Below are 21,202 nucleotides of genomic sequence, written 5' to 3'. Positions count from 1 at the left end.
ACTTTTCCGTGTAGTGTCCACTGCCACATCGGCAGTAAGGCCCCGCCCAGAGGTGGGGCCTTTACTATTGTGGCCCAGCTTACGCTGAATGCATACTACGGGCTGGCCACAACACAAGAAGAAAAACTTATGCTATAGTTTCGTGCTTTGGCGCATTAGCTCAGCCGGTTAGAGCGACGGAATCATAATCCGCAGGTCCCCTGTTCGAATCAGGGATGCGCCACCAGAATTATTTATGCAGTATCAAGAACTTACGCCAGCCCTTATCAGGCTGGCGTTTTTCTTTTCGGGGCTATTTGTCAACCAACTGTCAACGCAGAAATTGGATTCAATATTCTGGCTGCCTCTAAATGTTCGGGTGACAAGTGCGCATAGCGCATTGTTGTCTTTAAATCCTGATGTCCGAGCACCTTTTGCAGAGTCAGGATGTTGCCGCCATTGATCATGAAATGGCTCGCAAACGTGTGTCGCAGCACGTGCTTCAACTGCCCGGCCGGCAGCTCGATTTTTGCCCTGTCTATTGCTTCCTTGAAGGCTCCTGTACAAGATGAGAATATTGCGCCAAAGCTCTCATTTTTTTTGCTATGTTCGACAATCTCATCTTCCAGTGCTTTGGTAGTTTCAACAGTCACCCGGTTGCAAACCTAGGTTGCAAGGTACTTCCAGGAGAAATCAATGCTCAGAATATTCCACACGGTCCAGTTTATCCCGCAGGTTTCGCAGCCTAAATTACGTTACTTCGCACCGAAAGGCGTTGCATGATCGTCGAGTGTTCGAACTGCCGGCAGTACGTTGAAGCAAAGGAAGCTGGCTCCTATTGGCGCCACTTCGAAGGACGGGAGCCTTCTCGACGCTATACCTTGCTCGCCTGCACTACTTGCCAAGAGCCAATCCTTGCTGGTCAAACCAACATCGGCAATATGGCCGAAGGTGACAAATGGGATACGCCGTTTGTGATTTTCCCTCAGGGTGACATTCGTGTAAATCCGAGCGCCCCAATTGAGATTCGAACTGCCTTTCAAGAAGCATGCACATGTTATCGCACGCAGGCATTCACAGCATCCGCAATCATGTGCCGTAAGACCCTGGAAGGCATTTGCGTGGCCCATGGTGTCCAGGAGCGCAACCTCAGCGCGTCGTTGAGAAAGATGAAAGAACAGGGTCTCATCGACGACCGCCTTTTTGAGTGGTCCGATGCTCTTCGAGTGGTCGGAAACGAAGCAGCACATGGGGTCAATGTCGCGATTTCCCAGACGGATGCCAAAGACGCAATTCAATTCACTAATGCCATTCTCGATTACCTTTTTTCCTATCGAGATCGCTTCGAGCAGTTCAAGAAACGTCGTGGCAATGCGGCATAAATATTTATTCCAGCGGACCGCCTTCGGCGTCAGCTGATTTTGAACTCATGCCTCGAGCCGTCCTTTGCTAATGAAAACCCGCGGATTGCTGATAATTCCTCGTATGACATAACTTGGCCTTTCTATGAGATTTTCCTACTACGTATAGATAGTCCATATTTTGTCGACAAAAGCGGTTTTATGAAGCGCGTACTTTAGGTGAACCCATACGATATTAAGCCTGCTTAGCGAATTGCTTGAAACGATTGCCGGGTACGACCCCCTCTAATACACGTTCGGAGGCAGGACTCTGGAGTATCTATGTGATAAACCAAGCCTATTTTGCCGACAAAATTTATGCAAGCAAAACTACGATACGCTTCATAATCCAGTCCTGTTCATCGGGCGTGAAGTCCCACTCGCCCTCTTGAACTTTGCCTTCAATGCCCTCTTTAATGCGATTGATGTTGAATTCCCTAGTCCATCTCGGGTTTTCACGCTCTTTCCGTAACGCGTATTCCTTTAACCACTAAATCATAGGTTCAATACAGTAATAATCGACTATCCTATTATCATTTGCTTACATAACCAATCCGCTATGGCCTTAATCAACTGTCCTGAATGCAACGCAAGAATTAGCGACAAGGCTATCGCTTGTCCACACTGTGGTGCCCCAGTTGAACAAACTAAGCACGAACTAACAGAAGCAACGGACGCGATAGACGCGGCTCAAAAACTACAATTAAGAAAAAGGAAGTCGACCATAGCGGCATGGCTGCTCATGGGCACGTTTGCTGCAGTCATGTATGTTTTTGGAGCACCTGGTGTAAGCCCGCCGACAACCGATGACGCCTCCACCGCAACTAACAGAAAAACGGTTGAGACAACAAGTCCTGCGGACAACGCAGCAAAGAACGAGGCGGCACTGGCGAAGAAAAAATCTACGGATGCCGCTATCGCACTTGAAAAGGAAAAAAGAGCGCAACGGGAATTAGCCAACGCCCAGAAAAAAGCAGCCAACGAAGAACGTGTCAAAGAATTGGTCTGGATTGAAAAAGGAAAGGACACTGTCCGAACGGTACTTAAAGACTCTCAATCCGCTCAGTTTGCCAACGTATATTTTTATCGCGGCAAAGATGGATGGCCACTTATATGCGGAAAAGTTAACAGTAAAAATGGGTTCGGCGGCTACAGTGGCTATCAACGGTTTATATCCGGTGGAACACCTCAATTAACTTACCTCGAGGAGCAGGTCTCAGACTTTCACAAACTTTGGAATCGGCTTTGCCGCGGTTAATCCAATGAACGTAATTACCAAACATCAAATTGAAACGTCCTATGCTATCGCCAAACAGGTACATAGTGGTTCCGTCACAAAAAAGGAAGGCGTCCGACAAACTCACGAGCTAAGCGGGATGGGCGTCAGTTCAGCCAGTGACTATATTGAGATATTCAAACGAATGCTGACAGGTGAGCGTACAACTCGAACCATGAATGCGTTAGCCACTGATTATTACCTTACTCACATTCGTGCCGATTTTGGTGATACCGCCGCTCAATCCGCCATCAACTCTGTACGACAGCACATCAACTATTATGAACAGGTAGGTAAATCGTCCCTCCCATCGCTGCGTGCTCTCGTTGAAAAACACGCAACACTTACCTCTCTGCAGGACGACGCCCAGCACCTCCACGAGGATTTTTGGAAAAAAGTAAAGGAGGCGCTGGCAGATACCCCCACAGCGCGACAGCAACGATTAAAGTCGGCCCCAAAAATTCCAGAGAAAATAGAAGTTCGAACGTTTGTTTTTAAGCGCAATCCCGATGTGGTGGCCGAGGTCCTCAGTCGAGCTGGTACCACTTGCGAAAAATGCGAACAACCAGCCCCCTTCAAGCGTAAAGCGAATGGCCACCCTTATCTGGAAGTGCATCACAAAATACAGCTGGCTAATGGCGGCGAAGACTCCATTGAAAATGCAACTGGACTCTGTCCGAACTGCCACCGTGAGTTTCATTTTGGTTAATAAAAATATCCTAAAACAGTAGAGTCACACTCTTTCGCGATGTTGACACTGACACAACGAGCTGACACAATACCCCTAGCACGCTAAATATACTCAGAAGAATCAAGACGTTAAGTGACTTTATTCAGCAACCGAAGAGAGTCAGGGATGCGCCACCAAAGATCTCAAGCATTTACGCCAATCCTTCGGGGTTGGCGTTTTGCTTTTCAAAGTTCTGTAAGCACTTTGTAAGCACTTCCCGGAAATACCCAAAACCAAATCGTCCGTCCACGACATTGCCAGCAATGCGTGCGAGATGCACAATTGCAGCGAGAAAAAGGGGCAAACATGGAAAGGCAGGAAGAAAGCATTAGGCTCGGGTTTGAATCATGCGAAGACATGCTGGCCAAACTCGAGCGCGAAGGAGCGCGGCTGCTCAAGAGCCATCAAGCAGACGACGTTATGAATTTCCGCATGACCGGACACCATTTAGTCCAAGACTGGGTGCGTGAGGTCGGCACCGACGCTATGCGCAAGCGCCGCGATATGATTTCCGGTGAAGCAAAGACTGTCGTGCAGATACTCTACGACGTATCGAACGGCTCTAAGCATTTCCGCCTTACTAGGAAAGCAGCAAAGCCAGCCGTGTATTGGAGAAGAGCTATGCTCAGCCAGTCGATGATTGGTGGGATTATTTCTTTGCGCCTATCTTCAACTATGAAACACGCCATATCGGTCTGAACCACGAGCAGTTCGTCTCACAGATCCTTGGCTACCTATCTTGGATCGTGCATGGGACTGAGGATACGGTCCCCCAACACCTCTTAGACGAGTTAGCGGCGCTACGAAAGCCTGTACCGCCTGTTGCTGGCGACTCCATACCGGACGGTCAGTGATCCTGCCGTTCAGGGTCGGCGCCCGTCGCCGAAATAGCATAGCTATCGACGAGTATCTGAGTCGACGGTTGCTTATCGACAGCACATATGAACGTCGCGACATCTGCACGCCGGAATACACTTCCCTGGCGTGCGACCCCGTAGAAGGCCTCGGGAACACCAGGTTGCTGGCACGTATCACGGAGTGGCTCGTCAGGTCTTGTGGTGCGGCTGCCGCCCCTAGCAGACGGTTAGTAAACGTGTTGGACAAGTTCTCGCAGTTTTCGCCGGATTTCATGTTCGAGGGCCGGAACCAGTAGCCACCCGTACATTCACCATACTCTTCCGGAGCGCCAACAATTCAGTCGTGCGGCGATGAGGCGCTTCCTCTAGCGCGAACCGGCTAAAACCCGTAAAACAAAAAGTCGATGGCGCTCATGATGTCGTCGTGCCGCTGTTGGAGGCTGCATGTCGGGTTCTGTAGCTCCCTGTCCGGAACTGCAGCGATGTACTGCGTCACCATCGCGTGTGGTTCACCACCTATGTCGAAAACTGGGTTAAGCGTCTTCGCTGGCTTGGGCGCCTCACTCAGGGGTAGTAGTGGCACGACAGCCCGCGTATTCAGCGGCTGCAGGATGTCGGCCTGGACATCAAGAAGATACCCAGAGCCTAGCGGATTGGGGTAGACGTCGTACCGGCTCATCAGAACATCCGATACTTCGCCAATGGAAGGCCGTGTTTTTCAACGAAAGCGTTGGAACTCTCGATGGCTTCCTGGTTCTCAGCAAGCCAGCGCTCGCTACGTGCGCACGCGATGGCCTGGACAACGCCAGCTTCAGCGGCCTGCGAGATATTGATTTGCAGGGCTTTAGCCTCGGAGAGCAAGTCTTCGGGCAATGACACATTCGTGGCACGCTTGGCGGCACTGCGGGGACGCTTGACGGTCAGCATGACAATATCCTCGATTCAGTAGTGCGACCATGCGCACCTTCTTCAATAAATTATATGCGCATACTAGCTGACCAGAGCAGTGTTTCTGTCCAAGAGATTCGTAATCGATTTAAATAGATTCACTCATTTAAACAGACGCTAAATTTTAAATTTAGCGGGTGTGACTATACAGTCAAGCTGCTACAAAGCGCTGATACAAAGGCCGTGTCGGCGGTAGCGAAACCTGGCCCCTCAGACGCACTGCAACCACGCCAACGCCCTGGCGTCGTCAGTAAAAGGAAAATGTCTGATCTCGGCGGACGTGAAGTGTTTGGCCAGCAGTTCGGCCAGGTCAGCCAAAGGGCTGTCGGTCACCACGGCGATGCGTTCGACCTGCCTGTGATGCGCGCGGACGAAATGCATGTGCGCGGTGAATGCGCCAAAGTTTTCCCATCCAGGAAAGTGTTTTGCGTGAATCATTACGCCGTGAAGTTTGGCGTGCTTGGAGAGATAGACGTCAACGTCGGCGCTGAGGCCGCCGAAGTCTTCCTTGCTTAAAGGCGCGGTGGGCCGGAGCAGCAAGATACCTTCGGCTTGCATGATGGAAAAGCTAAGCATATGACGCTCCAGTAGCTGAGTCCTCAGTGTAGCCCTTTGTGAACTGCCGTAAATTGCTGTTCATAGGCAACGCTTGGGTAAGCCGCTTTCGATGCGGTCATGGCGTTCACGTCCCCTCATTAGGGTCAATTGCCGCGCTGGCTGAAGCGCGATTCTGTTCGACGTGCCGGTACTTGCAAGCCCGACAAGGCAACATGTCTATGGCGCGTCTGCATATATTTCACGGTCTGCTCTGGAGAAATGAGGTTTGGCTCACACATTTGCGTAATGCTTTCGAGCCGCCTGAGCCGTTGGCAACTCAACTGCGACGCGCAGCAAAGCGAGACAAAATCTTGGCGCTTCAGTTCCTCTCGGGCATTGCGGAAGAGTGGTGGCTTGTGATCAACCACTGTTTACCGTCCCACTTATAGGTGTACGTATAACGAGCTTTTACTTGTGCGCCGGTGGTGCCATAGGTGAACGTATAGAGTCCAGCGTCAACCGCAGTGTTACAACTAATCTCTATAAATCTTAAATCAATCTTCCCGGTTGGCTTGTATTGTAGGAACTCGTGGAAGTAGTCCTCCTTCTCGGCCTCTGTCAGCCGGGGTTTGTTCGACACGGTGGGAAGAAGGATGGAGCGCGCGGCGTAATTGGCGACTACGGTGTGCGGATCGCCGGTTTGCAGCGAGCGATTCCACCGATCAAACAAGGCCGAGATTTCTTGCTCGTCGGTTGCTTTGCACGCTTCCGTATGTGCTGGTGCGGACCCGGACCCCGTTGGGACCGAGCCACAGCCTACAAGAACGACGGCAAGGGCTGCTGATGCGATGGCAATGTTCCTCATCTGCGATCCTTTAGTAATGATCGAAAAATGGAAAGCGCAAAACGATTCAAAGCAGCTAGTCGTTCTAATGGATGATTGCACACAATAGAAGGATTATTGGCAACGGAATTATTAAGTAGCAAGAGATACACGAATCCCACGCTTGGCTGCGTTTTGACGTGCACGATAGCGAGGATCAGGTAGTGCTGCGTCGGAACAGAAATTGAGCCCGACCGCTATTAGATGAGACCTTGCAACTGCCATATCAACTGGATCACGTTGTCGGCATAACCGCACTCAGACAGCGGATGCGAGTGAACCGATATGAGGCTGCTCGACACTCACCGAACCTTTACAGCGCCATACGATGATCACCTATGCAGCAATAGAACGGAAGTTTGAGGCGCTTGAGTCACCGAGGCGATCGCCCCACATATGCCGGCGCGATGTCCTCCAGGCGGGTCGGCTGCCGCGGACACCCAGGGGCGCAGACACTTGCGGTTTGCAAGGAAGCATAATTGTCACGAGTAAAGGGCTTGCCGGGTGCGAACTCCAGCGCGCGCGCCTGCAGTCGCGCAAGCCAGTCGGGCAAAGGAAGAACACGGCGCGGGTGTCCCGACACACGAGCCGCATAGGCCACCAGGTCGCGCAATACATAATCGCTCGGCCCGCATAAATCGAGGCGCTGCCCGACCTTACCCGAGTCGCGAAGAGCCTCAAGGAACTGGTCGCATACATCGCCCACATATACCGGTGCGAAACGCGCTTCGGCACAGGCCAATGGGAAAACACCTGGCATTAGTCTGGCCAATGCCGCAAAACGACTTAAAAATGAATCGCCTGGCCCGAAAATAACCGAAGGCCGAAAACTGGTCACCGCGATGCCGTGCGACGACCCAAATTCGTGTGCCCAGGATTCTGCTGCGCCTTTGCTCCGCAGGTAGAAACTGGAGCCGTTTACCGCATCGGCCCCCAGAGCACTCATATGAAGATAACGTGCGACGCCGGCCTGATGGGCCGCAGTCAGTGCGATTTTTGTAAAACCCACATGCACGTGCTCAAAGACCTCGCCGTTATGCTGAGGTTCATTTAATATGCCCACCAGATTGACCAGAGCAACATGCCCTTGCAGCAGCTTGGCTAGCGAGGAAGAGGCGTCTGCATCGTGAGCATCAGGGGAGATCGGCAGAGCCAGCACACGCACAGATGGCTGCGACGCCAAATTCCCATGGAGACTGGGCTGCCGGCTGAGAACCGTGACAGCGTAGCCGGCCTCAGTCAAAGTGCGAATTAATACTTTGCCGACAAAACCCGTCCCTCCCAAAATCAGGACGTCTGGCTTTTCTATGGAAGTAGCGGCATTGGGCATGGGTATACGATACACCTAATTCACTGCTTGTCGCGAGGCGCTAACCCTCATTTTCGACGCCGCTCTATCCCCAGCAAATCGAGCACATTTACGGTAATTTCAGGTCCCAGGGCGATTGCAGGCGTACCTTCGGACGCTCAGCTCGGCCGGCGCGTTAGGCTACCCGCTGTTACTGGGCATAAATACTCCGAATCAGGGATGCGTACTCATGCGCCGGCAGCTGCATCCTCTTTTCCTTCAACTCCAAGACCTCTTCTGGTGTCGCCCTTGAGGGCAAACAGTGTTTTGAGGGTCGACTCCATCGCGGTGAGGCGTCGCTGCGCGTCGATCAGGTCCTCACTATATTTCGCGCTGACCGCTTTCCAGTGGGCGAGCGTTTCTTGCACACGGGCTTCCTCTTGGCGTCGAAGCTTTGCCCTGGTGCATTTTTTGTGCATTCTGACTTGAGGCGCATGCTCGATGAGAAAAGCCTCCACACTTAAGCTATGTTTGACGAGTTCGGTGAGTAAGCCCATGTGATGATCATCGAGCTTGATGAACGTGACAAGACCCAGATTAAAGGCCGTGAACGGCAGCGCCTTCTCCCCGAAGACCATGCCACGCGTGATGCCCGGAATACCCAAACTGAAGCATACGAGAAACGTCATGCCTGGTTCTCCTGGAAAGATTCAACCATGTGCCGTTCTGGCATGGGCGCTGCCGCCTTCTCCCCTCGCCTGCTTGCCACAGGAGGCGAGGCATCTGTCCGGTGTCGCCGATAGCTTTTGATCCGTTAACGCTTTTACCCGACACAGGACGCATAATGAGCGTAACGCACCAAGCCACCTTCTGGCACCGGCATGATGGCGGGTCCGCCCTCGCGCTCACCCAGGCGACCCATGACGGTAAGGCTTACATCAAGCAGCGTATCCCACCAGGGGCAGCGGCTCTTCGCTTAAAAAATCCGATGTCGAGCAGAGCCTTTTTGAAATACTGTAAGGGAAAGGTGAGGGCCTCATTGATGAATTGCACATTGCCATCGCGCCGGTCCTGCTCGGCCAGGGAGAATCGCTGCTCGAAGGGATTGACTTGCGGGCTCTGGGATATGAATGCGTTGAATTCGCAGCGTCGGAGAAGGCCACGCATGTCGTTCTACGGCGCCAAGGGCACTTTGAGGTTATTCAATGACTGAAGGACCAGGCCGAGCAGGGGTAAAGAAATTTGGTAGTGGACGAATTGTTTTGTCGGGTGGTAGCAGCCTTTGGATTGGCCATGCCGAAGAAGAAACCGGCTTCCACGCCCACCATGCCATCCAAGTCACACTTTCTCTTTCGGGTGGTCAGGTGCGCCTTAAAAATCCTGGTGAAGAATGGGGATCCTACCAGGCGGCAATTATCGCAGCTCATCATTCTCATGCCTTCGAAGCACGTGGCGAGCTTGTTGCACTTATTTTTACAGAACCCGAATCCCTCGAAGGGCGAATATTGCGCGCGCGTTACCGCAGCGGTATTTCGCCGCTGGTTGGTGCTGACATTGCAGGCGAGATCAGCGCACTCGGCTATGCATTTCAGAACAAAGATAGTGATGAAAAGTTAATGATGCGAGCTCGTGCCGTTGCCCATAAGCTTGCTTCGATGCAATCGGTATCACCGAAATTGATCGATAAAAGAATCCAGCAGGCCGTCACACTGCTGCGCGAGCGACTAGGTGACGTGGTCACGATGGCCGAAATTGCAGACTCTGTCCACCTGTCTCCCGAGCGCTTTCGCCATCTTTTTCTCCAAGAAACAGGTATTCGCTTCAGGCCCTATGTTTTATGGTTACGCATGGAAGTAGCCGTGGCTGCTTATGCAGCTGGCCACAACCTGACTGAGGCGGCACAGGCTGGGGGGTTTGCCGACGCAGCGCATTTTTCCCGCAGCTTCAAACGCATGTTCGGTGTGCAAGCCGTAGGCGTGCAGCGCGCCTAATCGCAAGTTAGCCGTTTCGTTCAAGCCCAAACCCGCCTCCCGTTCGTACACTGGCATCTCACTCAACCGAAAGGAGATCGTCATGAACGTTACTACCACCCAATCTCAATGCCAATGTACAGCATGCCCGGGCACTAGCTGCACTTGCGGATGCCAAAATGTGGCTCAGCAGAATGTGTGCGCTTGCGGGCCGCAGTGCCAATGTGGCCCAGGATGCAATTGCCAGAAAGGCTAATGCCTCATTGGATACCGTGCCGGCAGTCGCATCGTTGCCGGCATGGCGTCCTTGGCTCGGCGATCGAACGATCGCTTCAGAGAATAGGCGGAAAAGGAAATCGCGTAAGAAGACCTTTTGACACTAACGGCTACTTGAGAGTCAGATCGATCAAGCTCAAACTACTCGAACGAACTAAGACTCCGAGCCACACCTATACTGAGGTTCCCCAAATGCCTAGCTATGGAAGCTTTTCCGGAAACCCAAAAACAGAATGGATGGATGAAACCGATACGAAAGACCGCAATATGCGACTCTTGGAGGATTTTTGGTACGTCGATCCTGCTGGATTCAAGTGGCCAGCACCGAAGGATTCAGTAATAAACGGCGCGAGCATTCCTCGGCCCCTTTGGTCTGTCGTCGGCAGCCCATTCACCGATGACTATAGAAGGGCCTCAGTTGTACATGACGTTGCCTGCGCCGATCCCCTTGTAAATCGGAAAGAAGCCGATGAGATGTTCTTCTATGCCTGTCTGGCCGGTGGCTGTTCTATGCGTCAGTCACGGATCTTATACGCGGGTGTAAGGATTGGAACGTGGGCCGCTGAAAGCTTGCCTGCAGAAGCTTTTTCTCGAGACCGCATGCTATTTCGCGTTCCGCTCGACGTTCCAGTTCCGGAAGAGCCTTTTCTGAAAGGGAAGCTAGGTGCGATTGCATTGGACTTCGAATCGTTATCTGAAAGCGATGGCGTGGCTCAAATGGATACGATTATTGCTCGGCATTTGAAATTCAACAATTTATAGATTCGCCTAGACATGCGACGTAGGAACGTGCTTTGGAGCAAAGACCTCTACAAGCCCTAAGCAGCCTGCTGCCGCCGGTGGTCGACTGTCTGCTCCCGCTGCGAAGCGGCCATTCTGTCCGCGCTTACCGATTTCCGCTTAGGTTCGTAACCGTACATTTACCCGCGGCCGATATCCACCCTCCCCGTAAAGTGCCACAATAGGTTCCTAAACCGGTAAACCATAGGAGGCGTACATGATCGATCAAACCCAAACTGAGCTCGCCAAAACTTTCCTGGAGCAATCAAAAAGTGCAGCACAACAAGCCTACGGAGCATGGGAAATGGTGATGAAGTCACAGCAGGCCATGTTGGAGTCAATGCGAAGTGCAGGCGCACCCTTTGAGATTGCCGCTGACCAATATAAAAATCTTATAGCGTTTCAGTCCCAGCAACATAAGGCCGCGATTGAGTATATTGACAACATGGCCATAGACTTCCAGCAGAAGATTAGCCAGCGCAAGAAGTAAACGTTGCTTGTGAATTCAACGGCCGCAAAACGCGGCCATTGGTACTGCGTGGTGATGGACAATCTTCCACACCCCAGCTGCTCGCTGATGAATGGTCGTGACGCGTGCTTCGTGCAAGGCCGGCGGCGACCGAAGCACAGCTTCTGATTCAGCAGGCACCCTGCGCTGAAGCCGCCGGCTGGCGGCTTCAGCGCAGGGTAAGGCATTTCGCTGTCAGGTGTCCTTTAGCTCTCGAGGAAGTAGATGTCTGGCTTGTCGACCACGCCTACTTCTTGCATCTTCTCGCGCAGGTCTGCAGACGCTGCAAACGTTTTCGCTCGATCAAGATCCTGCGCTTCAAAAAGGATAACAACCTCGTTGGCGTCGTCTGAGCTGTGAAGCAGGTATTTTTCGGTAAGACCTGCTTCGCTGCGTTTTGGCTGGTGACCATCGTAACCGGTCTTCCAGGTCTTGAAGTCCCTGACTTTGTGTCTGATCAGTAAGAATGCCATGACTGACTCCTTATGTAGCGGATGTCAGCAGATTAGGGGGCGTCTAGGTATCGCTGACAAATGCCTAGCGTTTGCAAAGCCGCTCAATAGTGCCATGTAGTCAGTCGGAGGCTTCCCATGATTCCCACCATCACAGCGTTTGAACAGTCGCCCGACCGCGGTAAGGGTCAGGCGCGTGACATGCGCGTCCGCTGGGCGCTAGAAGAAGCAGGCCAGCCTTACAACGTTCGTCTTGTTTCGTTCAAAGCGATGAAGGAACCCGCGCACCGTGCCCTTCATCCGTTCGGGCAGATTCCGACTTATGAAGAAGGTGATCTCGCTTTGTTCGAGTCGGGAGCGATCGTGTTTCATATCGCCGAGCGCCATGCCGGTCTTTTGCCCGACGATGGGAATGCCCGGGCGCGCGCGATTACCTGGATGCTCGCCGCACTTAATACCATGGAGCCACCAATTGTTGAACGCGAACAGGCCCGGTATTTGGAAGGCGGTAAGACTTGGTACGACCAGCGCCTGCCTATCCTTGAGGATCGCGTCCGTGTCCGGCTGGATCAACTCTCCGGTCGGCTTGGCGATGCCGACTGGCTCGACGGCACGTTCAGCGCCGGCGACCTGCTAATGGTGACGGTGCTGCGCAGGCTAAACGGAACAGACATGCTGGACGAATACCCAAACCTCGCCGCCTACGTCGCCCGCGGCGAAACGCGGCCCGCCTTCAGGCGGGCGTTCGACGCCCAATTGGCGGTTTTTAATGCCGCACGGTCAAACGGATAAAGCTTGACCTGAGTCGTTTCCTACCTAGCAAGCCGGACATTCGTATGTCAGAACATGTTTCAACAGCTTCCTGGCCAACAGAATCCACTGCCACGCTGCCCGCCCTGTTCGAAATATCCGCCGCCGCCATTGCCGTTATCACTGCTTTGCGACGTACTGCCGCCTGCGCCATAGCCCTGACAACCAGATAGCGCCAACACTAAAGCTAGTAGCAATATTTTCATGTCGTTCTCGCTAGGGGTTTGCGTATTATCGATTCTAGTTAGTTGTGCAATATCCGGGCATTGCAATCAGTAACTGTGCGCGTCAGGCAGCGGAAAGTTCGCCAGGACAAAAACCCGAAGTCAGGAGCATCATCTGCCTACCAGCCACGACGCCCACCCGCCCCCAGCAAGCGCACCCGTTCGCCCCACCCCACCCAGCGGCGGTCGATGATACACTCGTGCGGTCCGGTATGGACGACGACGCGGGCTGCCACCGTGCCGCCCGCGCCTTCAAACAAAACAAAAATGGGGCATCCATGGAATACGTCATTCAAGTTCTCTCCGCCATCCTCGTTGGCACAGCCATCGGCGCCGTTCTTGGCCCGCGTAGTCGTTCTCTTTTCATCGGTTCCGTTGCAGCAATCGCGCTGGGGGCGGTATCCATCTTTACGGCGTCGTGGGTGATGCTGGCAATTGGCACCGCAATTTTTCTTGCGGCTCAGTCCATGCAGCGGGAAAGCTATCCCGCGCGCGCCTAACCGCACAACAGTCGTCAATTATGTTCAAGCGCCGGTCAGTCCGGCGCTTTTATATTTGATGCCATCGTCCGGGCCAGTTTCACCACTGCCTTCAAGAACAGGGATTCGTCGTTCTTGCGCCAGCTGAGCATAATGGGCGAGGTGAAGCCGGGTTCGTCCAGGGCGACGTAAGCGACGTCGTCCCGATGCAAGTTCCTTACCGATTCCGGTACTAACGCGACCCCTACACCGGCGGCCACAAGGCCGATTGCGGTTTGCAGCTCGTTGACCTCCTGAACCACGTTCGGGTTGTGTCCTTTATTCCTGAACAGATCCAGCAGGTGGTCGGCGTAGCTGGGACGTGGCCGAGCGGGATAGAGAATCAGCGGCTCGGGCACGATGTCTTTCAAGGCGAGAATAGCGCGGCCCGACAGCGGATGGTTCACGGGCAGTGCCACGGCGATACGTTCGTCGCGCAAAATAAGGCGCTCAATTTCGTTATCGTGCAAGGTGATGCGGCCAACGCCCAGATCGATCCGACCTGTCTTTAAGGCGTCGAACTGCTGCACCGTCGTCATTTCAATAAGCCCAATATCGACTTGATCGTCCAGTTCGCGGAGTCGTGAAATGTATTGTGGCATAAAGCCATAGAGGGTCGAAGGTACGAAGCCAAGGCCGAACCAGCGTTTGTCCTTGCGACCGATACGTTGCGTGGCCTTGATGACTTCCCCTAGTTTTTGGGTCAAATTTTCCGTTTGATCCAGAAAATAACGGCCTGCGTCGGTCAGGCGTATGCCGCGACCTACCCGGTCGAACAGGTCGACCCCTAGTTCTTCTTCAAGCAGTTTGATCTGACGGCTAAGGGGCGGCTGTGCCATATGCAGCGACCGGGCGGCGCGCGTAAAGCTAAGCTCGATCGCTACCTGCCGGAAATATCGGATCTGGCGAAGTTCCACGTTGATACCTAAAAAGTATTGTTGGCGACCAATATAGTCTTAGACATGCCTCTGTCACAACAAGGATAATCCAGCTATACGCGTCCTAAATGGCGACGTACCTATTCGAAAAGGAGATCGCATTGGAAAAGATTCACACTCGCTCGCCGTTTACACGTGGCGCGCGCGCCGGCATCGCGAAAGCGGTGTTCTCGGTAGCAGCAGCATCGGTCCTGGCGCTTGGCGCCACCGCAGCGCAAGCACAAACCTATCCTGACCGCCCCATTAACTGGGTCGTGCCCTTCCCTCCGGGCGGCGCAATGGACACCATTGCACGGGTGTTGGGCGAAACCATGAGCCAAGACCTTGGCCAAAGTATCGTGGTCGAAAACAAGTCTGGCGCGGGCGGCAATATCGGCGCCTCGTATGTGGCGAAGGCCAAGCCCGATGGCTATACGATCATGATCGTTGCCAACGGCATGGCAGTAAATCCCTCATTGTACAAGTCGCTGTATTACGACCCCATCAAGGATTTCGAGCCGATCTCGCTATTGGCCGCCGTTCCTAACATTCTGGTTACGCAAGCCGCCCGCAAGGACGTCAACTCCATGCAGGACGTCATAACACAAGCCAAGGCAAAGCCGGGTGAGTACACGTATGCGTCGGCAGGCGTGGGTACCTCGATCCACCTGGCGGGTGCTCTGTTCACCTATATGGGCAAGCTCGACATGCTGCACGTTCCGTACAAAGGCAGCGGCCCGGCGATATCCGACCTATTGGGTGGGCAAGTAGACTATATGTTTGACAGCATCACCTCGGCCAAACCACAAATCGATGCCGGCAAGCTTAAGGCTCTGGCCATTACGACCACCAAGCGTTCGTCGTCTATGCCCGATGTGCCCACGGTGGCAGAAAGCGGCCTCGAAGGCTACGATCTGACCCCATGGTTCGCTACCTTTGCGCCAGCCGGGACTCCTCCCGAGATCATTGCCAAGCTGAATGCCTCGATGTTGAAAGCGATGAAGTCCGAGAAAGTGCAGACTATTTTCGCTGGCATTGGTGCAGAACCCATCGGAAGCACGCCGGAAGAACTTAAAACCTATCTGGCCGACGAAACGGCCAAGTGGTCCAAGATCATCAAGGAAACCGGAATTACGCCTAACTAAGTGCGACTCGGTCTTCTTACCCTAGCCGACCCCGCGTTGGCATCGCTATAGATTCCCGGCATACTTATAAAAGAGTATGCCGGCTTTTCTTATCTACGGATTAACTTTTTCAGGATTTTCAATATGCTTTTCATGGTCGAAATGAACGTCAATATTCCTTCGGACTTACCCACCGAAACGGCTAACGAGATCAAGGCGAAAGAAAAACAGTATTCGCAAGACCTTCAGCGTTCCGGCAAGTGGGCGCATATCTGGCGCATCGTTGGCGAATACAAGAACATCAGCATCTTCGACGTAGAAAGCAACGACGAACTGCACACCTTGTTAAGCGGTCTGCCGCTGTTCCCCTACATGGATATCAAGGTAACGGCACTGTGCCGCCACCCGTCTGCCATTTAAATCAAACCCATCGGAGACCGTATCCCCATGAGCGTTGCACGCATTAACAACGAAGACTTCCATTACACCCTCAACGGCCCTGACAGCGCGCCCGTTGTGGTTTTATCGAACTCTCTGGGCACGACGCAAGCCATGTGGGCGGGCCAAGTCGATGCATTGCGTGGCCGCTTCCGGGTATTGACCTACGACACCCGTGGCCATGGACTATCGGTCAAGAATAACGGCCCGTACGCCATGGACCAGTTGGGGAACGACGTAGTCCAGCTGCTTGATACCCTTGGCATTAAACAGGCGTCGTTCTGCGGTATCTCGATGGGCGGCCTGATCGGGCAATGGCTGGGCGTGAACGCGCCCCAGCGTATCGATAAGCTCATCGTTTGCAATACGGCGGCTCGCATCGGAACACCCGAGGGTTGGCTTGATCGGGCTGCCCTTGTCAGGTCACAGGGAATGGGGCCGGTGGCCGACGGCACTATCCCGCGCTGGTTTACCAACGACTTCGCGACTGACCAAAAAGACATGGTCGACGCGATGCTCAGCGAACTGCGCCAGACTGATGCGGAAGGCTATGCCTCTTGTTGCGATGCGCTCGCGTACGCCGACTTCCGTGAGCAGATCGCGTCCATATCCGTACCTACACTGGTTGTCGCCGGACTACATGATCCGGTCACCACGCCAGCGGACGCCGACTTCATGGCCCAGCGTATCACTGGTGCGCAGCGGGTTGATCTACCTGCGTCTCATTTGTCGAACATCGAAGCCAACGACGCATTCAACGTGGCGATCAGCGACTTTTTGACCCAAAATTAAGGCCTAAGCGGTTTTGCCGCAAAGGCCTTGTTTCTAGCAGATTAGGGCGTTACTACTTTCGGGTGTAACGCCTTACTTTTTCTTCATCCAGCGTTATGCCCAGCCCCGGTCCCTTGGGCAGCTTCAGCGCGAAGTCACGATAGTCCAGGCGCTCGACAAGAATGTCGTCCTGGAGCAATAGCGGACCAAACATCTCGGTTCCCCACTCCAACTTGTTCACCGTGGCAAACAGATGTGCCGCCGCGACAGTAGAGATCGACCCTTCAAGCATTGTCCCACCATATAGGGCAATATCAGCGGCCTGGGCGATGCCGATCAAATCGCGCGCGCCTTGCAGGCCTCCCGCTTGTTCGATCTTGATCGCGAACACGTCAGCGCACTTGTTCGATGCCAGCGCGAACCCGTCTTCCCTGCCCTTGAGCGCTTCGTCGGCCATAATAGGCAAAATGCCAAGCCCCGTTAAACGCGCCATGCCGGGAAGGTTCTTCTCGTGAATGGGCTGCTCGACCAGTTCGACACCAATATCGGCCAATGGACGCAACATCTGCAAGGCCTGCGTTTCGGACCACCCCTGGTTCACGTCGATACGCACACTGATCTCGTCGCCCACCGCAGCCTTGATCGCCGCGATATGGCGCAAGTCGTCTTTGAGCGGGCGCATGCCCACCTTCAGCTTGAAAATGTTGTGGCGGCGTGCTTCGAGCATCTGCAGCGCCTCGGCAATGTCCTTGTCGGTATCGCCACTGGCCAGCGTCCAGGCCACGCTGATTTCTTCATGCACCGCACCGCCAAACAAGGTGCTAAGCGGAACACCCAGGCGTTTTGCACAACCATCATAAATGGCAGTTTCAATCGCGCTCTTGGCGAAATGATTGGCCTTGATGGCCTTGTCGATCCGAACCCGTAGCGCCGCGGGGTTGTCGCCCGGTTGGCCCATAATCAGCGGTGCAAAATACGCGTCGATATTGGTCTTGATGCTTTCGGGGCTTTCGCCGCCATAGTTAAGCCCACCTATCGTGGTGGCTTCGCCGATACCCTCGATGCCGTCCGAGGTTTTGATCCGGACCAACACGATGGTCTGGTTTTGCATCGTCGCGACCGACATTTTGTGGGGCCTAATGGTCGGAATATCAAGAATATGGGTGGTGACGTCTACTATGGTGGGTTGCATCGTGGCTCGGCTCTACACTAGTTAATCGGACCTCTCGAGTATAGGTTTTGACTGACCCCGGGTCTAATATAGATTGGGTCGGCAATGATACCTGCAGGGTATTGATGCCACGCACCGCCTTGTTCTTTGTACCTGTGACCTTGTTATCATGGGCGACAACCCAGCACAGTCTCAAAGGAAAAATGGAAATCAAGCTTAGGAAAGAAGTCGAAGACCAATTAATCGGGTCGCTGCGCCGTTACTGGAAACAAGAAGAAGACGAAGATCTGGGCGACCTTCGTGCAAAACTGTTCTTAAAGTTCATTCTTCAGGAAGTCGGGCCCAACGTGTACAACCAGGCCATTGCAGACGCGCAGGCCTATATGCAGGACAAGACTGCGGAAATGGAAATCACGTGCTACGCAGAAGAGTCCACCTACTGGGCCAAGCAAAATAAGGCCCCGCGCCGATAGGCTGAATCAGACGATGCCGGCGAAGCGTTGTTCCAGATAAGCGATGATCGCTTTCGACTCGTACAGCCATCGCGATTTGCCATCTTCCTGAATCAGCAGGCACGGCACTTTGACCTTGCCGCCGCCGGCCAGTAAACGCTCGCGTTGCACGGGGTCGTTTTTCGCATCGTGCAAGGTCACTGGCACATTCAGCCGATGCAAGGTACGGCGAGTCTTGACGCAAAAGGGGCAGGCATGAAACTGGTATAGCGATAAACCAGCGGCTTGTTTGATGACCGCGGCCTGCCCTTCTGCGGAACGCCGTTGCGGACGCGGACGACTCATCGCGTCGCCCAGCAAAATCAGTTGACCCAAACCCACACGCACGGCTTTTATAAACATGAACACTATCTCGATACTTGAATGGAAGGCGCAAGTCTACTCTTTCTGGCACTGCCGCGCGAAGACTGACGCCCCTTATTGCCCTGCGCTCTGCGCCCGGGCTTCGGCCAACGCGATGGTCAAGTGCTGCACTTTGGTTTTAAGCCGATCGCGCTCTTCCGTTAGTTCCGTCAGCGCCTGAGTCAAACGGTGAATCGTGATTTGATCCGGTGTTGCATCGCTGGGTAAGGCTTCCACTGTGGGCTTGGGGGGCAAGCGGGACTCTCGTACTTCCCTCGCCGCCTGACGCAGCTCTTTCTTGCCGCCGGCCACGGCGGCCACCTGCTTTTCGCTAGGTAGCGAAGCAACGGCGGCGGCCGCGTTAATCGAAATCACGCCCGATTTTACGGCCCCAACGAGCTCGGGCGCCGCGGTCTTTTGGATTTTTTCGATCTGGCCTAAGGTTGCGCTGCTGACCCGTGCCGCACGCGCGACCGATTCACGGGTCCACGGTGGTTCGTCGGCCTGCGGCGGCGCTTCAGCTCCGGCGATTTCGGCCTGTGATTGGCGCGCGCGGGCCTCCGCCAAGCGCGCCGCGACGATCTCCTTCTTGCGCAGCGCCAGCACTCCGCGCTGAAAATCCGAGACACTGCGGCGCCCTAAATGATTGTCAATCATCCATAAATGCACATCGTCCATAGATTTGAAGGTCGGATTTTGCACCGTCTTGAACGGGATCCCATGCTTCTGGCAAATCGCGTAGCGATTGTGGCCGTCTACCAGAACATCACCCCACAACACGAGCGCATCGCGGCAGCCCTCGGACAACAGACTACGCTCCAACGCAGTTGCCTCATCGTCAGTCAGCGGATCGATGTACGCGCGAAGGTCTTCGTTAATAGTGATGCTCATGGCTCAAATAAAAAATCGGTGGCGGAAGCTAGTGTACAAAATCGAGCGCTCGCGCTGTTATCCACAGCACGGAGTTATCCACACTTTATGTGCATAACTCTAGGGATAACCCTGATGATTGTCATAAAAAGGTAATGATTACAGGCGCGCAAGGTTCGGTGGTCAACAATTGCCATTCCCCAAACAGGGTTGGGCGAAATAGCACACCATTCCGTCGTTCGGATGGCCGTACTTTGGACTAGCAAAAACGAACGGCCTATGCCGACTAGCGACTTGTTGGCGCAATACTAATAAGGAAAACTGCATGCTCATCACGGCTCGCCATGCGCTTGTCCGGTATTCATCCATGGCAGACACTGCCTTCTTAGGGATAGCTTATGGCAGGCCGATACATAATCCTGGTAGAACGCGACGACGATGTGCTGGTTCCGATAGTCAATACACTAAAAGATGGAGCCATGAGTTTTTTCCGGTCTCGCCAGGAAGCCGATGAATCCGCGACCCGCAACCTGCTGTGCGTGGCGTATCCATATCGAGTTATCGACGTCGATGAAGCACTGACCTAATGTCGCCGTCGGTAGTGGCACACGGCTTGCCCACCGTTGGACCCTTGTAACCCCCCTACAAGGAGCCTTTAAATGAACACCCTGCCCGCCACCATTGATAACGCCAAGAAAGAAACTACATCTCTATTCAACGCCCTCAAAAAAATTGACAACGAACGGCCAGATTTTCCGGGCGAACACATGATGGTGTTTGCTTTGGGTACCTTATTACTATGGCGAGCCCGACGCAGCGCGTCACCGATCAGCCGGGCCTTGATGGCGACGCTCGGCAGCGCCGCCATCGCCCGTGCAGCCAGCGGCCGCGGCGGTATTGCGAGGCTTGCCAAGGTGCGTACCGGTAAATCAGCTACAGGGAACATGGAGCCCAATGTCTCGGTCGTAGCAGGAGAGTGAACTTGCCGTTCTGGGCTACACGACTTATTGCTTTGCGCGCAGCGCCAGCCCCATAAAGAGTGCGGCCCACCCTTGAAGAAACAGATCGATCGCCAACAGCAAGCCTAATATCCACACGCTGTTCCCGGGCCAGTTGATGGCGATCAAGATCCCTGTTAGCAGCGTGATGACGCCAGACAGCGCTAGCCATCCGGCGCCTTGCTGCGCGCGATTATTGAGCCAGATCCACAAACGCAAGGCGCCTACCGCAATAAGCGAGGCCCCGAAAAGCAAGGTTAGCAGCGAAGCGCCAGCCACCGGATTGACGATAGCCAGAACCCCTGCGCCTGCGTAGAACAGACCGCTGACCGTCCAGAATAGGAATCCGGCCCAGTCCCTGACGCGCCACGCATGTATCAACTGACCAATGCCCCCGATCAGCATCAATATACCGATGAACAGTACGCTGACCAAGGTTGCCCCAACGATATGGATAATCGCAATTGTGCCCAGCACCAGCAACATCACACCCAGCGCCACAAACCAGCCCCAATGGGCCCGAAGGGCCGTCAAGGCATCGGCCAGTGCCGTATTATGCGTATCAACAGGACGTTCGGGATCGGTCATGACATCCACCTTTGGAAGTGATAAAACCCACTCAG

30 protein-coding genes, 1 tRNA gene and 1 pseudogene are annotated in these 21,202 nt (G+C 54.0%); 17 read left to right on the top strand and 15 right to left on the bottom strand.

Annotated elements, in window-relative coordinates:
• Positions 1–149 precede the first annotated feature (149 nt).
• A tRNA-Met gene (locus EKL30_RS01025) sits at positions 150–226 on the top strand.
• Between the two features lie 73 nt (positions 227–299).
• Here EKL30_RS01025 and EKL30_RS01020 read toward each other — a convergent pair.
• On the bottom strand, positions 300–632 hold the full coding sequence (locus tag EKL30_RS01020) for a tyrosine-type recombinase/integrase (protein ID WP_126705342.1): 333 nt from the start codon (positions 630–632) through the stop codon (positions 300–302).
• Between the two features lie 126 nt (positions 633–758).
• On the opposite strand from EKL30_RS01020, the gene EKL30_RS01015 reads away from it, so the two are divergent.
• The 4 genes from EKL30_RS01015 to EKL30_RS01000 all read left to right on the top strand — a co-directional run bounded on the left by EKL30_RS01015 (position 759) and on the right by EKL30_RS01000 (position 4,084).
• Positions 759–1,361, top strand: coding sequence for a DUF4145 domain-containing protein (locus EKL30_RS01015; RefSeq protein WP_199748447.1), 603 nt, complete (start codon positions 759–761; stop codon positions 1,359–1,361).
• A gap of 577 nt (positions 1,362–1,938) precedes the next feature.
• Positions 1,939–2,637 (top strand): zinc ribbon domain-containing protein, encoded by a 699-nt coding sequence (locus EKL30_RS01010; RefSeq protein WP_126705341.1) that lies wholly within the window; start codon positions 1,939–1,941, stop codon positions 2,635–2,637.
• A 4-nt stretch (positions 2,638–2,641) separates the two neighbouring features.
• Positions 2,642–3,364, top strand: coding sequence for an HNH endonuclease signature motif containing protein (locus EKL30_RS01005; RefSeq protein ID WP_233582646.1), 723 nt, complete (start codon positions 2,642–2,644; stop codon positions 3,362–3,364).
• Positions 3,365–3,691: 327 nt separating this feature from the next.
• Positions 3,692–4,084: a hypothetical protein gene (locus tag EKL30_RS01000; protein ID WP_126705340.1), complete on the top strand. Its 393-nt coding sequence runs from the start codon at positions 3,692–3,694 to the stop codon at positions 4,082–4,084.
• Positions 4,085–4,621: 537 nt separating this feature from the next.
• On the opposite strand, the gene EKL30_RS00995 is transcribed toward EKL30_RS01000, so the two are convergent.
• From EKL30_RS00995 to EKL30_RS00970, 6 genes are all read right to left on the bottom strand, one after another.
• Complete coding sequence (locus EKL30_RS00995) at positions 4,622–4,921, bottom strand: CcdB family protein (RefSeq protein WP_126705339.1); 300 nt, start codon at positions 4,919–4,921, stop codon at positions 4,622–4,624.
• The gene (locus EKL30_RS00990; RefSeq protein ID WP_126705338.1) at positions 4,921–5,169 is read right to left on the bottom strand and encodes a type II toxin-antitoxin system CcdA family antitoxin; all 249 of its coding nucleotides are present in this window, start codon (positions 5,167–5,169) and stop codon (positions 4,921–4,923) included. The genes EKL30_RS00995 and EKL30_RS00990 overlap by 1 nt, the downstream gene beginning before the upstream one ends.
• Positions 5,170–5,400: 231 nt before the next feature.
• Positions 5,401–5,766: an STAS/SEC14 domain-containing protein gene (locus EKL30_RS00985; RefSeq protein WP_126705337.1), complete on the bottom strand. Its 366-nt coding sequence runs from the start codon at positions 5,764–5,766 to the stop codon at positions 5,401–5,403.
• Between the two features lie 340 nt (positions 5,767–6,106).
• Positions 6,107–6,592, bottom strand: coding sequence for an SgcJ/EcaC family oxidoreductase (locus EKL30_RS00980; protein WP_126705336.1), 486 nt, complete (start codon positions 6,590–6,592; stop codon positions 6,107–6,109).
• A 391-nt stretch (positions 6,593–6,983) separates the two neighbouring features.
• Positions 6,984–7,940, bottom strand: a complete 957-nt coding sequence (locus EKL30_RS00975) for a complex I NDUFA9 subunit family protein (RefSeq protein ID WP_126705335.1) — start codon at positions 7,938–7,940, stop codon at positions 6,984–6,986.
• A 206-nt stretch (positions 7,941–8,146) separates the two neighbouring features.
• Positions 8,147–8,587: a hypothetical protein gene (locus tag EKL30_RS00970; RefSeq protein WP_126705334.1), complete on the bottom strand. Its 441-nt coding sequence runs from the start codon at positions 8,585–8,587 to the stop codon at positions 8,147–8,149.
• Positions 8,588–8,927: 340 nt separating this feature from the next.
• On the opposite strand from EKL30_RS00970, the pseudogene EKL30_RS00965 reads away from it, so the two are divergent.
• The 4 genes and pseudogenes from EKL30_RS00965 to EKL30_RS00950 all read left to right on the top strand — a co-directional run.
• Positions 8,928–9,107 (top strand): annotated as a pseudogene (locus EKL30_RS00965) (dihydrofolate reductase family protein); the annotation flags it as partial.
• Positions 9,104–9,889 carry an AraC family transcriptional regulator gene (locus tag EKL30_RS00960; protein WP_126705333.1) on the top strand — a complete coding sequence of 262 codons (786 nt, stop codon included), beginning with the start codon at positions 9,104–9,106 and terminating at the stop codon, positions 9,887–9,889. The pseudogene EKL30_RS00965 and the gene EKL30_RS00960, both read left to right, overlap by 4 nt.
• Positions 9,890–10,381: 492 nt before the next feature.
• The gene (locus EKL30_RS18795; RefSeq protein WP_158618368.1) at positions 10,382–10,906 is read left to right on the top strand and encodes a DUF1353 domain-containing protein; all 525 of its coding nucleotides are present in this window, start codon (positions 10,382–10,384) and stop codon (positions 10,904–10,906) included.
• Between the two features lie 235 nt (positions 10,907–11,141).
• On the top strand, positions 11,142–11,414 hold the full coding sequence (locus EKL30_RS00950) for a hypothetical protein (protein WP_126705331.1): 273 nt from the start codon (positions 11,142–11,144) through the stop codon (positions 11,412–11,414).
• 224 nt (positions 11,415–11,638) lie between these two features.
• On the opposite strand, the gene EKL30_RS00945 is transcribed toward EKL30_RS00950, so the two are convergent.
• Positions 11,639–11,905: a hypothetical protein gene (locus tag EKL30_RS00945; RefSeq protein WP_126705330.1), complete on the bottom strand. Its 267-nt coding sequence runs from the start codon at positions 11,903–11,905 to the stop codon at positions 11,639–11,641.
• Positions 11,906–12,022: 117 nt separating this feature from the next.
• On the opposite strand from EKL30_RS00945, the gene EKL30_RS00940 reads away from it, so the two are divergent.
• Complete coding sequence (locus EKL30_RS00940) at positions 12,023–12,676, top strand: glutathione S-transferase family protein (RefSeq protein WP_126705329.1); 654 nt, start codon at positions 12,023–12,025, stop codon at positions 12,674–12,676.
• Positions 12,677–12,735: 59 nt separating this feature from the next.
• Here EKL30_RS00940 and EKL30_RS18790 read toward each other — a convergent pair whose 3' ends face one another.
• Positions 12,736–12,900: a hypothetical protein gene (locus EKL30_RS18790; RefSeq protein WP_158618367.1), complete on the bottom strand. Its 165-nt coding sequence runs from the start codon at positions 12,898–12,900 to the stop codon at positions 12,736–12,738.
• A gap of 137 nt (positions 12,901–13,037) precedes the next feature.
• On the bottom strand, positions 13,038–13,214 hold the full coding sequence (locus tag EKL30_RS18785; RefSeq protein WP_158618366.1) for a hypothetical protein: 177 nt from the start codon (positions 13,212–13,214) through the stop codon (positions 13,038–13,040).
• Between EKL30_RS18785 and EKL30_RS00935 the strand changes: the two genes are divergently transcribed.
• Positions 13,197–13,418, top strand: coding sequence for a hypothetical protein (locus tag EKL30_RS00935; RefSeq protein ID WP_126705328.1), 222 nt, complete (start codon positions 13,197–13,199; stop codon positions 13,416–13,418). The two genes, EKL30_RS18785 and EKL30_RS00935, sit on opposite strands and share 18 nt — an antisense overlap.
• A gap of 35 nt (positions 13,419–13,453) precedes the next feature.
• Here EKL30_RS00935 and EKL30_RS00930 read toward each other — a convergent pair whose 3' ends face one another.
• Positions 13,454–14,353 (bottom strand): LysR family transcriptional regulator, encoded by a 900-nt coding sequence (locus EKL30_RS00930; RefSeq protein ID WP_126705327.1) that lies wholly within the window; start codon positions 14,351–14,353, stop codon positions 13,454–13,456.
• Positions 14,354–14,475: 122 nt separating this feature from the next.
• Between EKL30_RS00930 and EKL30_RS00925 the strand changes: the two genes are divergently transcribed.
• The 3 genes from EKL30_RS00925 to pcaD all read left to right on the top strand — a co-directional run bounded on the left by EKL30_RS00925 (position 14,476) and on the right by pcaD (position 16,707).
• Positions 14,476–15,498 carry a Bug family tripartite tricarboxylate transporter substrate binding protein gene (locus EKL30_RS00925; RefSeq protein WP_370246197.1) on the top strand — a complete coding sequence of 341 codons (1,023 nt, stop codon included), beginning with the start codon at positions 14,476–14,478 and terminating at the stop codon, positions 15,496–15,498.
• Positions 15,499–15,621: 123 nt separating this feature from the next.
• Complete coding sequence (catC, locus tag EKL30_RS00920; RefSeq protein ID WP_126705325.1) at positions 15,622–15,897, top strand: muconolactone Delta-isomerase; 276 nt, start codon at positions 15,622–15,624, stop codon at positions 15,895–15,897.
• Positions 15,898–15,924: 27 nt separating this feature from the next.
• Entirely contained in the window at positions 15,925–16,707 is a 783-nt protein-coding gene (gene pcaD, locus EKL30_RS00915) for a 3-oxoadipate enol-lactonase (protein ID WP_126705324.1), read from the top strand.
• A gap of 52 nt (positions 16,708–16,759) precedes the next feature.
• Here pcaD and EKL30_RS00910 read toward each other — a convergent pair whose 3' ends face one another.
• Positions 16,760–17,878 (bottom strand): muconate/chloromuconate family cycloisomerase, encoded by a 1,119-nt coding sequence (locus tag EKL30_RS00910; protein ID WP_126705323.1) that lies wholly within the window; start codon positions 17,876–17,878, stop codon positions 16,760–16,762.
• Between the two features lie 104 nt (positions 17,879–17,982).
• Between EKL30_RS00910 and EKL30_RS00905 the strand changes: the two genes are divergently transcribed.
• Positions 17,983–18,330, top strand: coding sequence for a DUF2164 domain-containing protein (locus EKL30_RS00905; protein ID WP_233582645.1), 348 nt, complete (start codon positions 17,983–17,985; stop codon positions 18,328–18,330).
• 6 nt (positions 18,331–18,336) lie between these two features.
• Here EKL30_RS00905 and EKL30_RS00900 read toward each other — a convergent pair whose 3' ends face one another.
• Both EKL30_RS00900 and EKL30_RS00895 read right to left on the bottom strand, forming a co-directional pair.
• Positions 18,337–18,711 carry a glutathione S-transferase N-terminal domain-containing protein gene (locus EKL30_RS00900; RefSeq protein WP_126705322.1) on the bottom strand — a complete coding sequence of 125 codons (375 nt, stop codon included), beginning with the start codon at positions 18,709–18,711 and terminating at the stop codon, positions 18,337–18,339.
• A 75-nt stretch (positions 18,712–18,786) separates the two neighbouring features.
• The gene (locus EKL30_RS00895; RefSeq protein WP_126705321.1) at positions 18,787–19,602 is read right to left on the bottom strand and encodes a hypothetical protein; all 816 of its coding nucleotides are present in this window, start codon (positions 19,600–19,602) and stop codon (positions 18,787–18,789) included.
• Between the two features lie 377 nt (positions 19,603–19,979).
• Here EKL30_RS00895 and EKL30_RS00890 point away from each other — a divergent pair, with 377 nt between their 5' ends.
• Positions 19,980–20,168, top strand: coding sequence for a hypothetical protein (locus tag EKL30_RS00890; RefSeq protein WP_126705320.1), 189 nt, complete (start codon positions 19,980–19,982; stop codon positions 20,166–20,168).
• A 72-nt stretch (positions 20,169–20,240) separates the two neighbouring features.
• Positions 20,241–20,561 carry a hypothetical protein gene (locus EKL30_RS00885; protein ID WP_199748446.1) on the top strand — a complete coding sequence of 107 codons (321 nt, stop codon included), beginning with the start codon at positions 20,241–20,243 and terminating at the stop codon, positions 20,559–20,561.
• A 24-nt stretch (positions 20,562–20,585) separates the two neighbouring features.
• Here the strand turns inward: EKL30_RS00885 and EKL30_RS00880 are convergent, their stop codons facing one another.
• A complete protein-coding gene (locus EKL30_RS00880) occupies positions 20,586–21,167 on the bottom strand; it encodes an HdeD family acid-resistance protein (protein ID WP_126705319.1) in 582 nt (193 codons plus the stop codon).
• Positions 21,168–21,202: the final 35 nt, after the last annotated feature.

This window comes from Candidimonas sp. SYP-B2681 (assembly GCF_003971065.1).
Taxonomy (GTDB): domain Bacteria; phylum Pseudomonadota; class Gammaproteobacteria; order Burkholderiales; family Burkholderiaceae_B; genus Pollutimonas.
Note: the sequence above shows the minus strand (reverse complement) of the source record. Positions and strands in the feature narration are given on the sequence as shown.

What these genes read in the sequence shown, in the direction of transcription:
- EKL30_RS00950 (WP_126705331.1), top strand. Translation starts at nt 11,142, where the DNA reads ATGATCGATCAAACCCAAACTGAGCTCGCCAAAACTTTCCTGGAGCAA.
- EKL30_RS00980 (WP_126705336.1), bottom strand. Translation starts at nt 6,592, where the DNA reads ATGAGGAACATTGCCATCGCATCAGCAGCCCTTGCCGTCGTTCTTGTA.
- EKL30_RS00890 (WP_126705320.1), top strand. Translation starts at nt 19,980, where the DNA reads ATGGCAGGCCGATACATAATCCTGGTAGAACGCGACGACGATGTGCTG.
- EKL30_RS00905 (WP_233582645.1), top strand. Translation starts at nt 17,983, where the DNA reads ATGCCACGCACCGCCTTGTTCTTTGTACCTGTGACCTTGTTATCATGG.
- EKL30_RS00945 (WP_126705330.1), bottom strand. Translation starts at nt 11,905, where the DNA reads ATGGCATTCTTACTGATCAGACACAAAGTCAGGGACTTCAAGACCTGG.
- EKL30_RS00995 (WP_126705339.1), bottom strand. Translation starts at nt 4,921, where the DNA reads ATGAGCCGGTACGACGTCTACCCCAATCCGCTAGGCTCTGGGTATCTT.
- EKL30_RS01015 (WP_199748447.1), top strand. Translation starts at nt 759, where the DNA reads ATGATCGTCGAGTGTTCGAACTGCCGGCAGTACGTTGAAGCAAAGGAA.
- EKL30_RS18795 (WP_158618368.1), top strand. Translation starts at nt 10,382, where the DNA reads ATGGATGAAACCGATACGAAAGACCGCAATATGCGACTCTTGGAGGAT.
- catC (WP_126705325.1), top strand. Translation starts at nt 15,622, where the DNA reads ATGCTTTTCATGGTCGAAATGAACGTCAATATTCCTTCGGACTTACCC.
- EKL30_RS00880 (WP_126705319.1), bottom strand. Translation starts at nt 21,167, where the DNA reads ATGACCGATCCCGAACGTCCTGTTGATACGCATAATACGGCACTGGCC.
- EKL30_RS00970 (WP_126705334.1), bottom strand. Translation starts at nt 8,587, where the DNA reads ATGACGTTTCTCGTATGCTTCAGTTTGGGTATTCCGGGCATCACGCGT.
- EKL30_RS00975 (WP_126705335.1), bottom strand. Translation starts at nt 7,940, where the DNA reads ATGCCCAATGCCGCTACTTCCATAGAAAAGCCAGACGTCCTGATTTTG.
- EKL30_RS01000 (WP_126705340.1), top strand. Translation starts at nt 3,692, where the DNA reads ATGGAAAGGCAGGAAGAAAGCATTAGGCTCGGGTTTGAATCATGCGAA.
- EKL30_RS00940 (WP_126705329.1), top strand. Translation starts at nt 12,023, where the DNA reads ATGATTCCCACCATCACAGCGTTTGAACAGTCGCCCGACCGCGGTAAG.
- EKL30_RS00885 (WP_199748446.1), top strand. Translation starts at nt 20,241, where the DNA reads ATGAACACCCTGCCCGCCACCATTGATAACGCCAAGAAAGAAACTACA.
- EKL30_RS00960 (WP_126705333.1), top strand. Translation starts at nt 9,104, where the DNA reads ATGACTGAAGGACCAGGCCGAGCAGGGGTAAAGAAATTTGGTAGTGGA.
- EKL30_RS18790 (WP_158618367.1), bottom strand. Translation starts at nt 12,900, where the DNA reads ATGAAAATATTGCTACTAGCTTTAGTGTTGGCGCTATCTGGTTGTCAG.
- EKL30_RS01010 (WP_126705341.1), top strand. Translation starts at nt 1,939, where the DNA reads ATGGCCTTAATCAACTGTCCTGAATGCAACGCAAGAATTAGCGACAAG.
- EKL30_RS00990 (WP_126705338.1), bottom strand. Translation starts at nt 5,169, where the DNA reads ATGCTGACCGTCAAGCGTCCCCGCAGTGCCGCCAAGCGTGCCACGAAT.
- EKL30_RS00900 (WP_126705322.1), bottom strand. Translation starts at nt 18,711, where the DNA reads ATGTTTATAAAAGCCGTGCGTGTGGGTTTGGGTCAACTGATTTTGCTG.
- EKL30_RS01005 (WP_233582646.1), top strand. Translation starts at nt 2,642, where the DNA reads ATGAACGTAATTACCAAACATCAAATTGAAACGTCCTATGCTATCGCC.
- pcaD (WP_126705324.1), top strand. Translation starts at nt 15,925, where the DNA reads ATGAGCGTTGCACGCATTAACAACGAAGACTTCCATTACACCCTCAAC.
- EKL30_RS00895 (WP_126705321.1), bottom strand. Translation starts at nt 19,602, where the DNA reads ATGAGCATCACTATTAACGAAGACCTTCGCGCGTACATCGATCCGCTG.
- EKL30_RS00910 (WP_126705323.1), bottom strand. Translation starts at nt 17,878, where the DNA reads ATGCAACCCACCATAGTAGACGTCACCACCCATATTCTTGATATTCCG.
- EKL30_RS00985 (WP_126705337.1), bottom strand. Translation starts at nt 5,766, where the DNA reads ATGCTTAGCTTTTCCATCATGCAAGCCGAAGGTATCTTGCTGCTCCGG.
- EKL30_RS00935 (WP_126705328.1), top strand. Translation starts at nt 13,197, where the DNA reads ATGGAATACGTCATTCAAGTTCTCTCCGCCATCCTCGTTGGCACAGCC.